Genomic DNA, 16534 nt, shown 5'->3' with positions numbered 1-16534 from the left:
TCAGCCCCCCGCGGTCTCGAGCTTTTCGAGCGCGTCCATCCACATCGCCTCGGCGCGGGCCATGGCCTCGCTCACCTCGGCATATTTCTTCTGCCAGACCACGGCGGCGGCCTTGTCCTCGTAGAGTTCGGGATTGGCGAGCTTCACCTGGAGCTTTTCGCTCATGTCGGTGAGCTTTTCGACGCGGTCCTCGCATTTGCGCACCTCGGCGCGCAGGGCGAGGATTTCGTCGCGGGAGGCGCGGCGGGGCTTCGGCGCAGGCTTTGGCCTGTCCTCCTTCGGCTTGTCGTCGCCGGTCAGCAGCAGGCGGCGATAGGCGTCGAGATCGTCCTCATAGGGCGACACGCGCCCGTCCTTCACGAGCCAGAGCCGGTCCGCGACGAGCGACAGAAGGTGCATGTCATGCGACACGAGCACCACCGCGCCGGTGTATTCGGTCAGCGCCTCGACCAGCGCTTCGCGGCTCTCGATGTCGAGGTGGTTCGTCGGTTCGTCGAGGATCAGAAGATGCGGCGCGTCGAGCGTGGCGAGCAGCAGCGACAGCCGCGCCTTCTGCCCGCCCGACAGCCGCCCGACCTCGGTCTCCGCCTGATCCGCACCGAGGCCGAAGCCCGCGAGCCGCGCACGCAGCTTTGTCGGTTCGAGACCGGGCAGGGCACGGCGCAGGTGTTGCAGCGGACTCTCGTCGAGATGCAGCTCGTCCACCTGGTGCTGGGCGAAGAAGCCGACGCGCAGCTTGCGATGCCGGGTGATCTCCCCACCCATCGGGTCGAGCCGGTCCGACAGCAGTTTCGACAGCGTCGACTTGCCCTCGCCGTTGCGCCCCAGAAGCGCGATGCGGTCGTCCTGGTCGATGCGCAGGTCGAGGCGCTGGAGCACCGCCTTGCCGTCGTAGCCGACGGAGACGCCTTCGAGCCGCAGGATCGGCGGGGACAGTTCCTCGGGCTCGGGGAAGGTGAAGACGACGCGCGCCGCATCCTCGGGCGCGGTGATCGTCTCCATCTTCTCGAGCATCTTGACGCGGCTCTGCGCCTGTTTCGCCTTCGACGCCTTCGCCTTGAACCGGTCGACGAAGCTCTGGAGATGGGCGCGCTGCGCCTCCTGCTTTTTCGCCGCCGCGGCCTGCACCGCCCGCTGGGCGGCACGGGTGCGCGTGAAATCGTCATAACCGCCGGTGTAGAGCGTCAGCTTCTTGCTCTCCAGGTGCAGGATCGAGCCGACGGCGCGGTTCAGCAGCGCGCGATCGTGGGAGATCAGCAGCACGGTATGCGGATAGCGCGCCAGATATGTCTCGAGCCAGAGCGCGCCCTCGAGGTCGAGATAGTTCGTCGGCTCGTCGAGCAGCAGGAAATCGGGCTGGGAGAACAGCACCCCCGCGAGGGCCACGCGCATCCGCCAGCCGCCGGAAAAGGCGGAGCAGGGCATGGCGATCTCGTCTTCGGTGAACCCGAGGCCCCGGAGAATCGCGGAGGCGCGGCCTTCCGCGCTCCAGGCGTCGATATCGGCGAGCCGGGTCTGGATCTCCGCGATGCGATGGGGATCTGTGGCGGTCTCTGCCTCCGCCATCAGCGCGGCGCGCTCGGTGTCCGCGGCGAGCACCGTGTCGAGCAGCGAGACCTCGTTGCCCGGCACCTCCTGCGCGACGCCGCCGATGCGGGCGCGCGACGGCACCTCGATCGCACCGCCCTCGAGCGTGAGCTCACTGCGGATGATGCGGAACAGCGTGGTCTTGCCCGCGCCGTTGCGGCCCACGATCCCGACCTTGTGGCCGGTGGGAATGGTGACGGAGGCACCCTCGATCAGGGTGCGGCCTTCGACGGAATAGGTGATGTCGCGGATCTTCAGCATGTCGTCCGCATATCAGCGCGCGGCAGGGCGGTCCAGTGGGGTCAGAAGGAGGGCAGCACGCCCTCGATATCGGAATTGTAGCGCCACCAGACCGGGATGATGCCCTCCTCGCGCTTGTGCGAGACGATGTTGATATAGAAATAGTCGGTGCCGCCCGCAGGCCAGAAGGCGAGCACTTCCTCGACCCAGGATCCCGAGAGTTCGCGGTGATAGAGAATGTCGCTGCGGTCGAGCGAGGGTCCATAGATCGTGTCGAGCTTCTCGGCGAGGCTCGTCACCTCCGCCTCGCTGTAGGCACGGGTGCCCGACAGCGCCCGGATCAGGCCGGGATAGTCCCCCGCCGTCGCCAGATCGGTGAGCGTGCGGATCATCGCGCGCCGGTCGTCATAGAGCGGATAGCCGTCGAGACGGTCCTGCGCCGCCATCGGGGCGGCAAGCGCAAGCGCCGCGAGCAGGGCGGCGGCGAGGACGGCGGCGGGACGGCGCATGGCGGATCTCCTTTTGCGCGGGCAGGGATGCGCGGCACAGGATTTGTCGCGCCCGCCGGCCCTCCCTGTCAAGCCGCGCTCAATCACCGCTTTCCAAACCGCGCCCCCCATGTTATCCGGCGCGCGATCACGGGGCGCGGGACTGGCCGGGCCCTTCCGACGACTTTCAGCCGCAAGAGGTTTCCATGGCGATCCAACGCACCTTCTCCATCATCAAGCCCGACGCCACCAAGCGCAACCTGACGGGCGCCATCACCGCGAAGCTCGAGGAAGCGGGCCTGCGCGTCATCGCCTCCAAGCGCATCCGGATGACGCTCGAGCAGGCGCAGACCTTCTACGGTGTGCACAAGGATCGTCCCTTCTTCGGCGAGCTGTGCGAATTCATGACGTCCGAGCCGGTGGTCGTGCAGGTGCTCGAAGGCGAGAACGCCATCGCGAAGAACCGTGAAGTCATGGGCGCGACCAACCCGGCCGATGCCGCCCCCGGCACGATCCGCGCCGAATATGCGCTCTCCGTAGGTGAAAACTCCGTCCACGGTTCCGACGCGCCGGAAACGGCCGCCGAGGAGATCGCCTATTTCTTCTCCGGTCTCGAACTCGTCGGCTGAGCCGGCCGGAATTCCCGGAAACGGAAAAGGCCGCCCCGCGGGGCGGCCTTTCTCATGTGTTCCGGGCCGGGATCAGATCCGGCGGGTGTCGGGCGTGCGGGCAATGATCCACACCGCGTGGACGATGCCGGGGATGTAGCCCAGAAGGGTGAGCAGCACGTTGATCCAGAAATGCTTGCCCAGTCCCACCTGGAAGAACACGCCGAGCGGCGGGAGGATGATCGCGAGGATGATGCGGACGAGGTCCATGGGGCTCTCCTTTCCTTGTGTTGACATGTCAACGGAAAGGACCGGACCAAGGTTCCCGGCGGCTGCCGGACCCGCGGATCAGATCAGCGCCCAGTCGTGGAAGCGGTAGGTTCGGGGTTTCTTCGTGGGAAGGGGGATCGGGATCGTGCCGGTCGTCTCCGACCGGCCCGCGCCGGTGTCGGAGGGGGCGCCGGATGTTTGCGAAGAGTCCTGTGAGTAGGACTCGTCTTCCTCGCGGGCCTCGGGTTCCTGCGGGGTCTGACGGGTCTGCGGTGCTGCGCTTGCCATGTGGTGCCTCATGTGTTGCGGGCTTCTCAAGGAGCCCGTTTCAGACTCCCATTATGCCACGCCAACGCGGAAAACGAGTCGGAGTTGCGACATTTCACGGGAAATTGTGGCAATTTTGCCCGGTAGTGCCGCAACTCAGCCCGGTTTCACGATTTCGTCGAGCGCATGAAGCCGGTCGAGCAGCGGGCCGAGATCCTCGATCCTGAGCATGTTCGGCCCGTCCGAGGGCGCGTTGTCGGGATCCTCGTGCGTCTCGATGAAGAGGCAGGCGACGCCCACCGCGACGGCGGCGCGCGCGAGCACCGGCACCATGGTGCGGTCGCCGCCGGTCGAGCTGCCTTGCCCGCCCGGCTGCTGCACCGAATGGGTGGCGTCGAACACCACCGGATACCCCGTTTGGGCCATACGCGGCAGCCCGCGGAAATCGCTCACCAGCGTGTTGTAGCCGAAGGAGGTGCCGCGATCGCACAGGAGGATCTTTTCGTTGCCGGTGGAAGCCAGCTTGGCCGCGACATTGTCCATGTCCCAGGGCGCGAGGAACTGCCCTTTCTTGACGTTGACCGTCCGGCCCGTCTCGCCGGCCGCGAGCAGGAGGTCGGTCTGGCGGCAGAGGAAGGCGGGGATCTGGAGCACGTCCACCGCCTCGGCGGCCGTCGCACAATGATGCGTCTCATGCACGTCGGTGAGCACCGGACAGCCGAATTCCTCGCGGATCTTCGACAGGATTGTGAGGCCCTTCTCCGCGCCCAGTCCGCGCCTGCCCGAGAGCGAGGAGCGGTTCGCCTTGTCATAGGAGCCCTTGAAGATGAAGGGCGTGCCGGAGGGCGCGCAGGCCTCCGCGATCCTTTCGGCCAGCATGCGCGCGTGATCGAGGCTTTCGAGCTGGCAGGGGCCGGCGATGAGGCCGAAGGGCAGGGCGTTCGACAGGGCGACCCGGTCGCTGATCTCGACGGTTCTGGCAGGGGTGGGGGTCGGGCTCATGGCAGGCTCCTTCTCTGGCGCGGCGCGCACGCTTGGCGCGGGCAGCGATGCCGCTCATAGACCACGAGGCGCCCCTCTGGCAAGAGCGCCGCCCGCGGGCGGCCGGCAAGCCATGAGCACATCGCATGGCGGCTTTCGCGATCCGGCTCTGGTGTGTTCGCGCTAACGAAAGCATATAGGCCCCGAAACGCAACAGGGCCCCGCAGCGGTCCCAGCCACAGAAGCCCGATACCGGAAGGAGCGAAGAGCATGGCCACCCTGACCCGGACTTTCCCCATCACGGCCGCCATCCAGAGCCGTTTCGCGGCCCTGCGCGCCGATGTCTCCCTGCGCCGTGCCCGCCGTGCCGAGATGGCGCGCATCTGCCGCGAGCTCTCCGCCCTGAGCGACCGCGACCTGACCGATATCGGCATCTCGCGCGACGCGATCCGCGACATCGCTGCGGAGGCCGCCCGCCGCGTCTGAGCGTCCCGTTCCCTTTCGCGCCGGACTTCCTCCTCCCCTGGTCCGGCGCCACCGAAGCCCGCGAGCATCCTCCTCCCGCTCGCGGGCTTTTTTATGCGCGCCCTGCGGCCGTGCAGGGGACCCGCACGGTCGGGCCAAAGGTTGACATGCCGGTCGGGCAACGTACATCTGCGGTCTGTGCGCCCCTGTGGCGCCCCCAGGAGGAGAGCTCACGATGGACCATCTCCGGACCGACCAGCGGCCCCACCCGGCGGACACATGCCAGCGCGTCGCAATCTGCGAACGCGAGATCCCGCTCGCCGCCGCGCTCGCGGCCGATCGCTGCTGCCTTGCGGTGATCACCGCGGTGGAAGGTCCCTCCTACCGGCCCCTCGGGGCGGCGATGGTCGTGGATGCGGACGGGCGGCGGACCGGATCACTGAGTTCCGGCTGCATCGAGGACGATGTGGTGATCCACGCGCTTGAATGCCTGCAAGGCGGCGTCTCCCGCCGGTTGCGCTACGGCCGCGGCTCGCCCTTCATGGATCTGCAACTCCCCTGTGGCGGCGGGCTCGAGATCACGCTCGTGCCGGCGCCCTCCCGCCCGGTCCTCGAGGCGGTGCAGGCCCGGCTCGTCGCGCGCGAGGGCGCGACTCTCTCCATCACACCGGAGGGGGCGCTCGTGGAAGGGGCGTGCGAGGAGGGATTCACCCTCTCGATCGTGCCGCAACTGCGCCTGATCGTGCTCGGCAAGGGGGTCGAGGCCCGCACGGTCTATGAGATCGCCGGGGCCATGGATGTCGCCGCCGAGCTCTGGTCACCCGACGAGGAGACGCGGGGCGGGGTGCGCGGGGCGCGGGAGCTGGTCTCGCAGGAGGGGCCCTGGGATTTCGGGATCGACGCGCGGACCGCCGTCGCGCTGTTCTTCCACGACCACGACTGGGAACCGCCGCTCCTCGCCTCGATTCTGAAAAGCCCCGCGCTCTATATCGGGGCGCAGGGCAGCGCGCGGGCGCGGGCGACGCGCGAGGCCGCGCTCGTGCAGATGGGGGTCTCCGAGGCGGAGATCTCCCGGCTGGTCCGGCCCTTCGGCCTCGTCCCGCATGCGCGCGACCCGAGATCGCTCGCGGCCGGTGTCATCGCGCAGGTTCTCGATCACGCGCGGATTTCCTGACTGCGGCACGGGCGCGTTATATTCTATTGAAAATATCGACATCCGTCGTGACGGTCCAATCGCCGGAGAGGCGCGGCCCGGCTCGCGATAGCGCTTGCCCGGAGATTTCCCTCTCTGGCATAACCCTGTCATGACAGATCCATCCGCCCCCAGTGCCCCAAAACCGCGCCTGCGCATCCGTATCCAGTTCGACGACGATCTCGTGCTCGGGCCCGGAAAGGCCGATCTGCTCGAACTGATCCGGGACACCGGCTCGATCGCCGCCGCCGGGCGCGCGATGGCAATGAGTTACAAGCGGGCGTGGATGCTGGTCGAGGAGATGAACGCGGCCTTCGCCGAGCCGCTCGTCGACAGCTCCCGCGGCGGCGCGAAGGGGGGCGGGGCGCGGGTGACCCCGGCGGGCGAGGCCGTTCTGGGCCATTATCGCAAGCTCGAGGAGATCATGGCGGAGGCGGGCGCCGCGCGGATCGGCGCCCTTCAGTCCATGCTGCGCGATATGTCCAAAGAAAAATAACGCTTGAGAATATGCGCGGACCTTGCGATATGTTTTCCCGACCATAACAACCATCAGGGATGTCTTCGCATGACCGTTTTCCGTCGCACGCCTTCCGCAGTTGCCGCCGTCTCCACGGCGCTCGGCCTCTCGCTCGCCTGTGCCGCGCCGTCGACCGCCGCGGCCGAGGAGATCACCGTCTTCGCCGCCGCGAGCCTGACCAACGCACTCACCGAGATCGAACAGGCGTTCGAGGCGGAAAGCGGCCACGACCTCGCCATCTCCTTCGCCGGTTCCTCCGCGCTCGCCCGCCAGATCCAGCAGGGCGCGCCGGCCGATATCTTCATCTCCGCGAATGCCGAGTGGATGGACACGCTCGAGGAGGAGGGGCTGCTCGAACCGGACACGCGATTTGACCTGCTCAACAATTCCATCGTGCTCGTCGCGCATGGCGCGGAGGCCGCGCCGGTGGAGATCGGACCCGACCTGGATCTCGTCGGCCTCCTGGACGGCGGGCGGCTCGCCATGGCGCTGGTCGATGCGGTGCCTGCCGGGATCTACGGCAAGGCGTCGCTCGAAAGCCTCGGGCTCTGGAGCGGCGTCGAGGACCAGGTGGCGCAATCCGACAACGTGCGCACGGCGCTCACGCTCGTTTCCACCGGCGAGGCACCCTATGGCATCGTCTATGCGACCGATGCGGTGGCCGATGACAACGTGACCGTGGTCGGAACCTTCCCCGCCGACAGCCATCCGCCGATCGTCTATCCTGCCGCGGATCTCGCGACCCGCGATATCCCGGCAGAAAGCGAATTCCTCGACTACCTGCGCGGACCCGATGCGCGCGCGGCCTTCGAGGGCCAGGGATTCGTCGTGGTCGGCGGCAACTGACGCGCAATGGCGGAGTGGCTCGGTCCCGAGGAGTGGAGGGCGGTAGCGCTCTCCCTCAAGGTCTCCTTCTGGGCGACTCTGGTCAGCCTGCCGCTGGGCCTGTTCACCGCCTATGCGCTCGCCCGCTGGCGCTTTCCGGGCAAGCAGGTCCTCAACGGCATCGTGCATCTGCCGCTCATCCTGCCACCCGTGGTGACGGGCTATCTTCTGCTGCTCACCATGGGCGCGCGGGGGCCGGTCGGCGGGCTGCTCGCGGAGGTCGGCATCGTCTTCGCCTTCCGCTGGACCGGGGCCGCGCTGGCCGCCGGGGTCATGGCCTTTCCGCTCATGGTGCGGGCGATCCGGCTGTCCCTCGAGGCGGTCGATCCGAAGCTCGAACAGGCGGGGGCGACGCTCGGCGCTTCGCCGGCCTGGGTGTTCCTGACCGTGACCCTGCCAATGACGCTTCCGGGCATTGTCGCGGGGGCGATCCTTGCCTTCGCCAAGGCGATGGGGGAATTCGGGGCGACCATCACCTTCGTGTCCAACATTCCGGGCCAGACCCGCACGATCCCCTCCGCGATCTATGCCTTCCTCCAGGTGCCGGGCGGGGAGGGGGCAGCGATGAAACTCGTCCTCGTCTCCGTCGTGGTCGCGATGACCGCGCTCCTGCTCTCCGAACTGATCGGCCGGCGCGTGGCGGCGCGCGTGGGAGGGAAATGATGCTGGAGGTCGCGCTTCACCACGACTTCCCCGGCTTCACGCTCGACGCGCGGTTCGAGGCGCCGCCGGGTCTCACCGTGCTGTTCGGCCGGTCCGGGTCGGGCAAGACGACGATCGTGAACGCGGTGGCCGGGCTGCTGATGCCGGATCGCGGGCGCATCGCCGCCGGCGACTGGACGCTGCTCGACACCGCGGCCGGGCTGCGGCTGAAGCCGCATCGCCGGCGCCTTGGCTATATCTTTCAGGAGGGGCGGCTGTTTCCGCACCTCACCGTGCGGCAGAATCTGCGCTACGGCGCCTGGTTCGCGCCGAAGGACGCCCCGCGCGAGGAGATGGGCCGCGTCGTCGAGATGCTGGGCATCGGCGCCTTGCTCGACCGCCGCCCCGGCGCGCTGTCGGGGGGGGAGAAACAGCGTGTCGCGATCGGCCGGGCGCTGCTCTCCGCCCCGAAGATCATCCTCGCGGACGAACCGCTCGCCGCCCTCGACGAGGCGCGCAAGGCGGAGATCCTGCCCTATTTCGAGCGGCTGCGCGACGAGGTGAACGTCCCGATCCTCTTCGTCAGCCATTCCGCCTCCGAAGTTGCCCGGCTCGCGACGACGGTCGTCGCGCTCGAAGACGGCCGGGTGATCCGGCAGGGGCCCGCCGCGGAGGTCCTGGGCGATCCGGCCGTGCTTCCGACCGGGGCGCGGGCCGCGGGGGCGGTGGTGACGGCGCAGGTCGTGGCACATCACGCCGACGGGCTCACCGAGCTTTCGGCGGGCGGCGTGCCGGTGTTCCTGCCGCGGGTGGCGCAGGGGCCGGGGGCGGTGCTGCGACTACGGATCGCCGCCCATGACGTGATCCTGTCGCGCGCCCGGCCAGAAGGGCTGTCGGCGCTCAACATCTTTCCCGGAACCGTGGCGGAGATCCGCGAAGGAGAGGGGCCGGGCGCGATGGTGGCGCTCGATACCCCGGCGGGCCGGGTTCTGGCGCGGATCACTCACCGGTCGCGCGCCGCCCTTGGACTGGCACCGGGCGTTGCGGTCCATGCCATCGTCAAGAGCGTCTCCTCCGCACCTTCCGACATCGGCGGCGGCGGTCCCGGCGCCTGAGCCCTGAGCCCAGTGTCGCGGAGGCACGGCGGCGCCGGGAGAGGCGCAACGAAAAAGCCGCCCTCGGGGCGGCTTGTTTCATGGGGTCTCTCGGTCTGGAGCGCTGACAGACCCGTCAGCGATCCGCCATGTCTCAGATCGCCTGAGCGATCCGGCGTTTCCCCAATCGCGTGAGCGATCAACCGTTCCAGGTGCGGACCGGACCGCAGTCCATATGCACGAAACCGGAGCCGTAATAGGTGCCGACACCGCCCGCGGAACAGGCTTGCGCGGCGGCGGCCATCTGTTTGACCGAGCGCGACTTGAGACGCAGGTCCGCGGCCTGGCCCTTCAGGTGGAGGGAGTTCTTCGCCACCCCGCCGGACCGCGAGCGCAGCATGGCGTTGGTTTCCGGCGAGCGGTAGCCCGACAGCAGCATGTAGGGCTCGGTCACGTCCATAAGGCTGTGGGAGGCCGCCATGATGTCCACCGTGCGCGCATCGATGCCCATCAGCTTGGCATTGCGCCAGTCGCGCATGAAATAGGTGATTTCCTTGAGCGCATCGGGGATATATTCGCCCTCGATCCAGTAGATCGTGTCGATGCTCTCGCCGGTGCGGCCCGAATACATGTTGATCCGGCGGATGTCGCCCGCGCCGCGCAGGAACCCTGCCGCGTTGGCATATACCGGTGCTGCGCTCAGTGCTGCTGCTGCGAAGCCGCGCAGAATTCCGCGGCGTGAAATTACGCTCGTTGCGTCCTTGGTCATTCTCTCAAAGCGTCCCGTCGCTTACCTGTTCCCGCCTCAAGCGGTTTTTTTCGAGTTGCGCCGCTTTTTCGCGGCATTCTTGAACCGTCGTGACCTGATGCCCGATCCGTGGCGGAGCCGGTCATTCCGGCCCTGTCCCAAGGATCCTGCCGCGGCAGGATGCGTCGGAGCGTGAGGGAGTCCGGCCCAAGCCGCAGGATCCCCGCGCCCCCATGGGGCAGGTCCGGCAAGATCGGTCCGGAAGAAACGTATCCCGAAATCGGCAGGGGAGCTCGCGAGGCCATGGCCTCGTCCGTCACCGTCCTCGCCCTCTCGGGTCCGCCGCTTCCAACTGGATCGCGTCCTGGTCGAACCCTTTAACGCATCTTTTCAGATGTTCTGCGTTCTTATTGCACATCATGATTCACCGGCCAAGCGCGGGTTTCATGACACCCTCGTCACCAGAGCGAAATCGGCGGGATCTCGCGCAAAATGGGGAGGCGGGGTTGATGCCGCGTCCGCAGGCCCCGCCCCGCAACCCGCCTTGCCGGGCACCCGCCATGCCCTGTCGCTGGTGTCGTGGAGAGGATGTTTTGCAAGACTTTTCAAAGGCTAGGGGAAAATGATGCCGCTGCCGCCTTTCACGGGATGTGTGGTGGATTGGGCACATGAAGGGAAAGCTCGTTTCTTCCCCCTCACGGCCCGACCGGAATTCCTGTAGCGTTTTCGCAAGACTGCTGAACAAGGTTTCGAGGCGCAATGATGTTGTTTTTTCCCCTGGCCCGTCGCGGCCGGAACGAGAATGAGTCCCCCCTGCGCGGCGGGCTGCGTGCCGTCACGCTGGCGGCTTCGGTGTCGCTCGGCGCGCTTTCCGGCGCGGCCGTCCTGACCGTCGCCCCCGCGCCGGTCGCCGCCCAGCAGGTGAGCGCGCTCATGCAGTCGATCGCGGAAGCGGCGGCGGAGTCGAAGGATCTCACCGCCTTCTACCGCGCGAACGGCTACACGCCCGTCTTTGCGGATGACTCCGCGCGGGCCAGGGCGCGGCGCCAGGCGCTTCTGCGCGCCGTGCAACTCGCGCCCGAGAAGGGGCTTGCCCCCTATGACACGACGCTCCTCACCGCCGATCTGCGGGCGATCCGGTCGGAACGCGACCTCGGGCGGGCCGAGGTGGCGATGGCGAAGCTCTTTCTCGACTATGCCCGCGACGTCCAGACCGGCCAGCTCGTGCCTTCGCGCATCGACAGCGGCATCGTCCGCCAGGTGCCCTATCGCGACGGCGTCTCGGTACTGACGAATTTCGCGAGATCCAACCCGCAGGCCTATCTGCGCGCGCTCGAACCCTCCTCGCCGGAATACGCCCGGCTCCTGAGGGAGAAGGCGAGGCTCGAGGAGGTGCTCGCGCAGGGCGGCTGGGGCCAGGAGGTGCCGGGCTCGAAATACGAGGCCGGCCAGTCCGGAAATGGCGTCGTGATCCTGCGCAACCGGCTGATGGCCATGGGATATCTGCCGCGCTCCGCCTCCACGAGCTATGATGCCGACATGAGCCGGGCGGTGCAGCTTTTCCAGATCCGTCACGGGCTCGCGCCGGACGGCGTGGCCGGGCCGGGCACGCTGTCGCAGATCAACGTCCCGCCGGAGGAACGGCTCGCTTCCATCCTCGTCGCGATCGAACGCGAACGCTGGATGAACTTCGACCGGGGCCAGCGCCATATCTGGGTCAATCTCACCGATTTCACGGCGAAGATCATGGACAACGACCGCGTGACCTTCGAGACGCGCTCCGTCATCGGCGCGACGCAGCCGGACCGGCGCAGCCCGGAATTCTCCGACGAGATGGAATTCATGGTGATCAACCCCACCTGGAACGTGCCGCGCTCGATCACGGTCAAGGAATACCTGCCGATGATGCAGCGCAATCCGAACGCGGCCGGCCACCTGCGGATCGTCGACCGCAACGGCCGGACGGTCCCGCGTTCGGCGATCAACTTCGCCGCCTACACGCCCTCGACCTTTCCCTTCGCGATGAAGGAGCCGCCTTCGGACGGCAACGCGCTCGGGCTCGTGAAGTTCATGTTCCCGAACAAGTATAACATCTACCTGCACGACACGCCGTCGAAGTCGCTCTTCGGCCACGAGACGCGCGCCTATTCGCATGGCTGCATCCGGCTGCAACAGCCCTTCGACTTCGCCTATACGCTGCTCGCAAGGCAGACGTCCGATCCCGAGGGCTTCTTCCGCGCGCGGCTCAACACCGGACGGGAGACCGTGGTCGAGCTCGAACAGCACGTTCCGGTGCACCTCGTCTATCGCACCGCGATCACCCTGCCGAAAGGCGGAATGGAATACCGCCGCGACATCTATGGCCGCGACGAGAAGATCTGGCAGGCGCTGCAACAGAAGGGTGTCCAGCTCCGCGCCGTCGGCGGCTGAGCCGCGGCGCCTTGGTCGACATGGCTTCGCAACAGCGGGAGGCGCCTTCGGGCGCCTTTCCTTTTCAAAGGTCCGCAAAGACCTTATGTCTTCGGCGAATGCCGCAAGGAGGTCCCAAGGAGGTCCCATGTCCGAGCCCATCACCATTGCCGAACTCGCCACCCGCCTCGGCGCGCCCTACGAAGGGGAAGGGGACCTCGTCGTGCGCCGTGCCTGCGAACCGCAGGAAGCCGGTGCCGGGGATCTCGCGCTGGCGATGGATCCGAAATTCGCCCCCGCGCTCGAAAAGGGCGCGGCGGAGGCGGCGGTGCTCTGGGCGGATGCGGACTGGCGCGCGTTCGGGCTCAGGGCGGCGATCCTCGTGCGCCGCGGGCGGCTTGCCATGGCGGGCGTCACCGCGAGTTTCGATCCGGGGCTGGGGCTTGCGGAGGGGATCCATCCGACCGCGGTGATCGACGGAACGGCGGAGATCGGTCCGGGGGCGGCGATCGGCGCCTTCGTGGTGGTCGGCGCGCGGGCGCGGATCGGGGCGGGCGCGCGCATCGGCAGCCACGTGGTGATCGGCGCGGACGTGTCGCTCGGGCCTGACGCGCTCCTGCATCCCGGTGTGAAGATCGGCGGGCGCACCGTGGTCGGCGCCAGGTTCATCGCCCATCCGGGCGTGGTGGTCGGTGGCGACGGTTTTTCCTTTGTCACCGCGGAAAAGAGCCATGTCGAGGAGGCGCGCGAAAGCCTCGGCGCGGATGTCGCGGCCGAGGGACAGTCCTGGCTGCGCATCGCCTCGCTCGGCGGGGTGGAAATCGGCGATGACGTCGAGATCGGTGCGAATGCGACCGTCGACCAGGGGACGATCCGTCCGACACGGGTGGGCGATGGCACGAAGATCGACAATCTCGTCCAGATCGGGCACAACGTGGTGGTGGGCCGGCATTGCCTCTTGTGCGGACAGTCGGGCGTCGCCGGATCGACCGTGATCGGCGATTACGTGGTGATGGGCGGACAGGCCGGCGTGGCGGACAATCTCGTGATCGGATCGGGCGCGATCATCGGCGCTGGCAGCGGCATTCTGTCGAACGTTGCCGCGGGCCGGGCGATGATGGGCTATCCCGCGGTCGCGATGCAGACGCATGTGGAGATGTACAAGGCGCTCCGTCGCCTGCCGCGGCTCCTCTCGAAGCTCCGCGGAGAGGGATGAGCGCCCCTGCGGCACCGGCAGCGGGGATGCGAAAAACGGTTTCAAACCCCGCCGTTTCAGACTAAGTCAGGGGCCAGCTTGACGTCGAGGAGGCACTTATGGCGCAGGATGTGAAAGAGAAGATCATCGGGATCATCGCGGAACAGGCCGTTCTCGAGCCCTCCGATATCGGCATGGACCAATCGCTCGAAGAACTCGGGATCGACAGTCTCGGCCTTGTGGAGAGCATTTTCGCAATCGAGGAAGCCTTTGACATCTCTGTGCCTTTCAACGCGAACGAACCTGAACAATCGGAATTCGACATTTCCTCCGTCGCCGCCATCGTGGCGGCGGTCGAGGGGCTGATCGCAGACCAGAAGGCATGAATCGCGTCGTCATCACCGGGGCTGGCACGGTCAATGCGCTGGGGCTCGACGTGCCCGCGACGCTCGCCGCCTTCGCCGAGGGAAAATGCGGCATCGGCCAGCTCGAATTCCGCGACGTCGATCGGCTGTCGATCCGGATCGGCGGCCAGATCCACGACTGGAATGCCGAAGGCCGCTTCAACCGTCAGCAGATGGCGCTCTACGACCGCTTCACGCAATTCACCCTCGTCGCCGCCGAGGAGGCGATCCGCCAGTCGGGCCTCGAATTCATCGGCGAGCTTGCGACGCGCTCCGGCGTGATCCTCGGCACCTCGGGCGGCGGGCTCGGCACGCAGGACGAGAATTACCGCATGGTCTACGAGGAGGGAAAGAACCGCGTTCATCCCTTCGTCGTGCCGAAGCTCATGAACAACGCGGCCTGTTCTCATGTGAGCATGGAATACAACCTGAAGGGCCCGTCCTTCACCGTCGCCACCGCCTGTGCCAGTTCCAATCACGCGATGGGGCAGGCCTTCAACATGGTGCGCTGCGGCGCGGCCACGGCGATGGTCACCGGCGGCTCCGAATCGATGCTCTGCTTCGGCGGCGTGAAGGCCTGGGAAGGGCTGCGCGTGATGTCGAAGGATGCCTGCCGCCCGTTCTCGCTCAACCGCAACGGCATGGTGCAGGGGGAGGGGGCGGCGGTCTTCGTCTTCGAGGAATACGAACATGCGAAAACGCGCGGAGCGGAGATCCTCGCGGAGGTGATCGGCTTCGCCATGACCTCGGACGCCTCCGACATCGTGATGCCCTCGAAACAGGGGGCGGCGCGGGCGATTTCCGGCGCGATCCAGGATGCGCGGATCGACCGTTCCGAGATCGGCTATATCAATGCCCATGGCACCGGAACGGCGGCCAATGACAAGACGGAATGCGCCGCGGTCGCGGATGCGCTCGGCGCCCATGCCGACAACATCATGATTTCCTCGACGAAGTCCATGCACGGCCATCTGATCGGCGGGACGGGCGCGGTGGAGCTGCTGGCCTGCATCATGGCGCTGCGCGACGGGATCATCGCACCGACGATCAATTACGAGGAGCCCGACCCGGAATGCGCGCTCGACGTCGTGCCGAACGAGGCGCGCGAGGCGAAGGTCGAAGTGGCGCTCTCGAACGCCTTCGCCTTCGGCGGGCTGAACGCGGTGCTCGCGCTGCGCCGCGTCGCCTGAGCCGCCCGGCACCGGGGGCGACATGAAAACGCCGCGCGGGAGATCCGGCGCGGCGTCGTCATGGGCGGTCGGAGGCGCGGGCTTATTCGGCCGGCGGTTCCTGTCCGGCGGTCTCGCCCTCGCGCGCCGCATCGTTGATTTCGGTCACCCGGTCATAGGCGGCGGTGAAGCCCTTGAGCGACATCTTCAGCGTGACCGGCTCCTCCGGACGGCCGATCGGCACGATGCCGATGAGTCCCTCGTTGCCCCTCTTCAGCAGATCCACATCCCTGCTCGCGAGGCCCGCGCGCACGAAACAGCCGACGCGGTTGCAGAAGGAGAAGGGATATTTGCGCCCGTTCTCGCCGTCCACGAAAAAGGCGAGCTGCCCGGTCAGCAGGGTCTCGAGCGGCGTGGTAAAGGTCGCGGCCGCCTCGATCTCGTCCTCCCCGACGTGGAAGATCGCCACTTCGGCGACCTCGGTGCCGTCCTCGTCCTTGAGAAGCTGGTACATGCTGCACGGATCGACCTGCCCCTCGGGGGCGTTGATGCAGCGGATTTCCCAATCGCCCTGGGTCTCGAGCGTATAGGCACGGCCGACATTGTCGCCGGTCTCGATCGGTGTTCCGGCGGAGAGGCCGGGGGCGGCCGGGGTGGCAGGCGCAGCGTTTTCGGCGGCAGGCGCGCCGTTCTCCGCGGCGGGGGCCTCCTCTGCCTCCTGCGCGGCGAGCGGCAGGGCGGTCGCGAAGGCCAGCGCGGCGGCGCAGAGATAGCTTGCGGTCTTGTGGGAGATGGTCGTCATCATCTGTCCGTTTCTCGTTGGTTCATCGCCTCTCCTCTATCACGCCCGCTCGAGCCTGTCAGGAGTGATCCGCGAAATTTGCCGTGAAGAGCGCGGCGGGGCGCGGCCCTGAGCGGCTGCGGCAGGGATCGCGGCCCCGTCGCGCAAAAGCCCCGGACGGAGCCGGGGCCTTTGCCGATCTTGCGATCTTGGATGTCTCGATCTTGCGATCGTGGATGTCTCCCTGTCGGACTTGGCCGACTTAATTGTGAAAACGGTATGACAGAGCCCCGGACGCGTCAACGGAAAATTTCACGGTCTCGTGAAGGCGAAGGTCGCCTCACGCGGCCCGTGCCGGCGCAGGAGCCACCCGGACCGCATCGGGCCGGAATCGCGACGGCCGGAAAAAAGGCCGCGCGGGGAAAGCGCCCCCGTGCGGCCAGTCAGACAGGGAGGAAGTCACTCCGGCCTCGGGAGAGGAGGCCGGATGAGACTCAGACTGGCAGGAACGTGTTAAAATTGTATTGTGACGGCATACGGGTTTGAAAACCCGAGTCTTTTCACGGGGAATCGGATTGGAACGGAGGAAGGT

18 protein-coding genes are annotated in these 16534 nt (G+C 67.3%); 11 read left to right on the top strand and 7 right to left on the bottom strand.

Translation table 11 applies throughout. The annotated features are described in order from the left end of the window. Positions 1-1848, bottom strand: coding sequence for an ABC-F family ATP-binding cassette domain-containing protein (locus P73_RS13385; RefSeq protein ID WP_043869956.1), 1848 nt, complete (start codon positions 1846-1848; stop codon positions 1-3). Positions 1849-1889: 41 nt separating this feature from the next. Then, positions 1890-2336 carry a hypothetical protein gene (locus P73_RS13380; protein WP_043869955.1) on the bottom strand — a complete coding sequence of 149 codons (447 nt, stop codon included), beginning with the start codon at positions 2334-2336 and terminating at the stop codon, positions 1890-1892. 185 nt (positions 2337-2521) lie between these two features. On the opposite strand from P73_RS13380, the gene ndk reads away from it, so the two are divergent. Continuing rightward, positions 2522-2944: a nucleoside-diphosphate kinase gene (gene ndk / locus P73_RS13375; RefSeq protein WP_043869954.1), complete on the top strand. Its 423-nt coding sequence runs from the start codon at positions 2522-2524 to the stop codon at positions 2942-2944. 72 nt (positions 2945-3016) lie between these two features. Here the strand turns inward: ndk and P73_RS25030 are convergent, their stop codons facing one another. The 3 genes from P73_RS25030 to kdsA form a co-directional block, all read right to left on the bottom strand. Next, a complete protein-coding gene (locus P73_RS25030; RefSeq protein ID WP_043869953.1) occupies positions 3017-3193 on the bottom strand; it encodes a YqaE/Pmp3 family membrane protein in 177 nt (58 codons plus the stop codon). 78 nt (positions 3194-3271) lie between these two features. Then, the gene (locus P73_RS13365; protein WP_043869952.1) at positions 3272-3481 is read right to left on the bottom strand and encodes a hypothetical protein; all 210 of its coding nucleotides are present in this window, start codon (positions 3479-3481) and stop codon (positions 3272-3274) included. Positions 3482-3616: 135 nt separating this feature from the next. After that, a complete protein-coding gene (gene kdsA, locus P73_RS13360; RefSeq protein WP_043869951.1) occupies positions 3617-4462 on the bottom strand; it encodes a 3-deoxy-8-phosphooctulonate synthase in 846 nt (281 codons plus the stop codon). Between the two features lie 249 nt (positions 4463-4711). Here kdsA and P73_RS13355 point away from each other — a divergent pair, with 249 nt between their 5' ends. The 6 genes from P73_RS13355 to modC all read left to right on the top strand — a co-directional run bounded on the left by P73_RS13355 (position 4712) and on the right by modC (position 9257). Then, on the top strand, positions 4712-4927 hold the full coding sequence (locus P73_RS13355; RefSeq protein WP_043869950.1) for a DUF1127 domain-containing protein: 216 nt from the start codon (positions 4712-4714) through the stop codon (positions 4925-4927). Positions 4928-5141: 214 nt separating this feature from the next. Continuing rightward, on the top strand, positions 5142-6080 hold the full coding sequence (locus P73_RS13350; protein ID WP_052453259.1) for an XdhC family protein: 939 nt from the start codon (positions 5142-5144) through the stop codon (positions 6078-6080). Between the two features lie 130 nt (positions 6081-6210). Continuing rightward, on the top strand, positions 6211-6594 hold the full coding sequence (locus P73_RS13345; protein WP_043869949.1) for a winged helix-turn-helix domain-containing protein: 384 nt from the start codon (positions 6211-6213) through the stop codon (positions 6592-6594). Positions 6595-6663: 69 nt separating this feature from the next. Then, entirely contained in the window at positions 6664-7461 is a 798-nt protein-coding gene (gene modA / locus P73_RS13340; RefSeq protein WP_043869948.1) for a molybdate ABC transporter substrate-binding protein, read from the top strand. 6 nt (positions 7462-7467) lie between these two features. Continuing rightward, complete coding sequence (gene modB / locus P73_RS13335) at positions 7468-8163, top strand: molybdate ABC transporter permease subunit (RefSeq protein WP_043869947.1); 696 nt, start codon at positions 7468-7470, stop codon at positions 8161-8163. After that, positions 8160-9257, top strand: a complete 1098-nt coding sequence (gene modC, locus P73_RS13330) for a molybdenum ABC transporter ATP-binding protein (protein WP_043869946.1) — start codon at positions 8160-8162, stop codon at positions 9255-9257. Before modB ends, modC begins: the two co-directional genes overlap by 4 nt. A 178-nt stretch (positions 9258-9435) precedes the next feature. Here the strand turns inward: modC and mepK are convergent, their stop codons facing one another. Further along, positions 9436-10005, bottom strand: coding sequence for a peptidoglycan L,D-endopeptidase MepK (mepK, locus tag P73_RS13325; RefSeq protein WP_043869945.1), 570 nt, complete (start codon positions 10003-10005; stop codon positions 9436-9438). A 741-nt stretch (positions 10006-10746) separates the two neighbouring features. On the opposite strand from mepK, the gene P73_RS13320 reads away from it, so the two are divergent. From P73_RS13320 to P73_RS13305, 4 genes are all read left to right on the top strand, one after another. Further along, positions 10747-12414, top strand: a complete 1668-nt coding sequence (locus P73_RS13320) for a L,D-transpeptidase family protein (RefSeq protein WP_082033362.1) — start codon at positions 10747-10749, stop codon at positions 12412-12414. A 127-nt stretch (positions 12415-12541) separates the two neighbouring features. After that, complete coding sequence (gene lpxD, locus P73_RS13315; protein WP_043869944.1) at positions 12542-13609, top strand: UDP-3-O-(3-hydroxymyristoyl)glucosamine N-acyltransferase; 1068 nt, start codon at positions 12542-12544, stop codon at positions 13607-13609. A gap of 98 nt (positions 13610-13707) precedes the next feature. After that, positions 13708-13974, top strand: coding sequence for an acyl carrier protein (locus tag P73_RS13310; protein WP_043869943.1), 267 nt, complete (start codon positions 13708-13710; stop codon positions 13972-13974). Beyond that, on the top strand, positions 13971-15182 hold the full coding sequence (locus tag P73_RS13305) for a beta-ketoacyl-[acyl-carrier-protein] synthase family protein (protein ID WP_043869942.1): 1212 nt from the start codon (positions 13971-13973) through the stop codon (positions 15180-15182). Before P73_RS13310 ends, P73_RS13305 begins: the two co-directional genes overlap by 4 nt. 82 nt (positions 15183-15264) lie before the next feature. Here the strand turns inward: P73_RS13305 and P73_RS13300 are convergent, their stop codons facing one another. Next, on the bottom strand, positions 15265-15966 hold the full coding sequence (locus P73_RS13300) for an invasion associated locus B family protein (RefSeq protein ID WP_052453258.1): 702 nt from the start codon (positions 15964-15966) through the stop codon (positions 15265-15267). Positions 15967-16534: the final 568 nt, after the last annotated feature.

This window comes from Celeribacter indicus (assembly GCF_000819565.1).
GTDB classification, from domain to species: Bacteria; Pseudomonadota; Alphaproteobacteria; order Rhodobacterales; family Rhodobacteraceae; genus Celeribacter; species Celeribacter indicus.
This window is presented reverse-complemented; position numbering and strand designations above follow the sequence as displayed.

Coding starts and splice junctions, on each gene's coding strand:
- P73_RS13385 (WP_043869956.1), bottom strand. CDS start 1,848: ATGCTGAAGATCCGCGACATCACCTATTCCGTCGAAGGCCGCACCCTG.
- P73_RS13380 (WP_043869955.1), bottom strand. CDS start 2,336: ATGCGCCGTCCCGCCGCCGTCCTCGCCGCCGCCCTGCTCGCGGCGCTT.
- ndk (WP_043869954.1), top strand. CDS start 2,522: ATGGCGATCCAACGCACCTTCTCCATCATCAAGCCCGACGCCACCAAG.
- P73_RS25030 (WP_043869953.1), bottom strand. CDS start 3,193: ATGGACCTCGTCCGCATCATCCTCGCGATCATCCTCCCGCCGCTCGGC.
- P73_RS13365 (WP_043869952.1), bottom strand. CDS start 3,481: ATGGCAAGCGCAGCACCGCAGACCCGTCAGACCCCGCAGGAACCCGAG.
- kdsA (WP_043869951.1), bottom strand. CDS start 4,462: ATGAGCCCGACCCCCACCCCTGCCAGAACCGTCGAGATCAGCGACCGG.
- P73_RS13355 (WP_043869950.1), top strand. CDS start 4,712: ATGGCCACCCTGACCCGGACTTTCCCCATCACGGCCGCCATCCAGAGC.
- P73_RS13350 (WP_052453259.1), top strand. CDS start 5,142: ATGGACCATCTCCGGACCGACCAGCGGCCCCACCCGGCGGACACATGC.
- P73_RS13345 (WP_043869949.1), top strand. CDS start 6,211: ATGACAGATCCATCCGCCCCCAGTGCCCCAAAACCGCGCCTGCGCATC.
- modA (WP_043869948.1), top strand. CDS start 6,664: ATGACCGTTTTCCGTCGCACGCCTTCCGCAGTTGCCGCCGTCTCCACG.
- modB (WP_043869947.1), top strand. CDS start 7,468: ATGGCGGAGTGGCTCGGTCCCGAGGAGTGGAGGGCGGTAGCGCTCTCC.
- modC (WP_043869946.1), top strand. CDS start 8,160: ATGATGCTGGAGGTCGCGCTTCACCACGACTTCCCCGGCTTCACGCTC.
- mepK (WP_043869945.1), bottom strand. CDS start 10,005: ATGACCAAGGACGCAACGAGCGTAATTTCACGCCGCGGAATTCTGCGC.
- P73_RS13320 (WP_082033362.1), top strand. CDS start 10,747: ATGTTGTTTTTTCCCCTGGCCCGTCGCGGCCGGAACGAGAATGAGTCC.
- lpxD (WP_043869944.1), top strand. CDS start 12,542: ATGTCCGAGCCCATCACCATTGCCGAACTCGCCACCCGCCTCGGCGCG.
- P73_RS13310 (WP_043869943.1), top strand. CDS start 13,708: ATGGCGCAGGATGTGAAAGAGAAGATCATCGGGATCATCGCGGAACAG.
- P73_RS13305 (WP_043869942.1), top strand. CDS start 13,971: ATGAATCGCGTCGTCATCACCGGGGCTGGCACGGTCAATGCGCTGGGG.
- P73_RS13300 (WP_052453258.1), bottom strand. CDS start 15,966: ATGATGACGACCATCTCCCACAAGACCGCAAGCTATCTCTGCGCCGCC.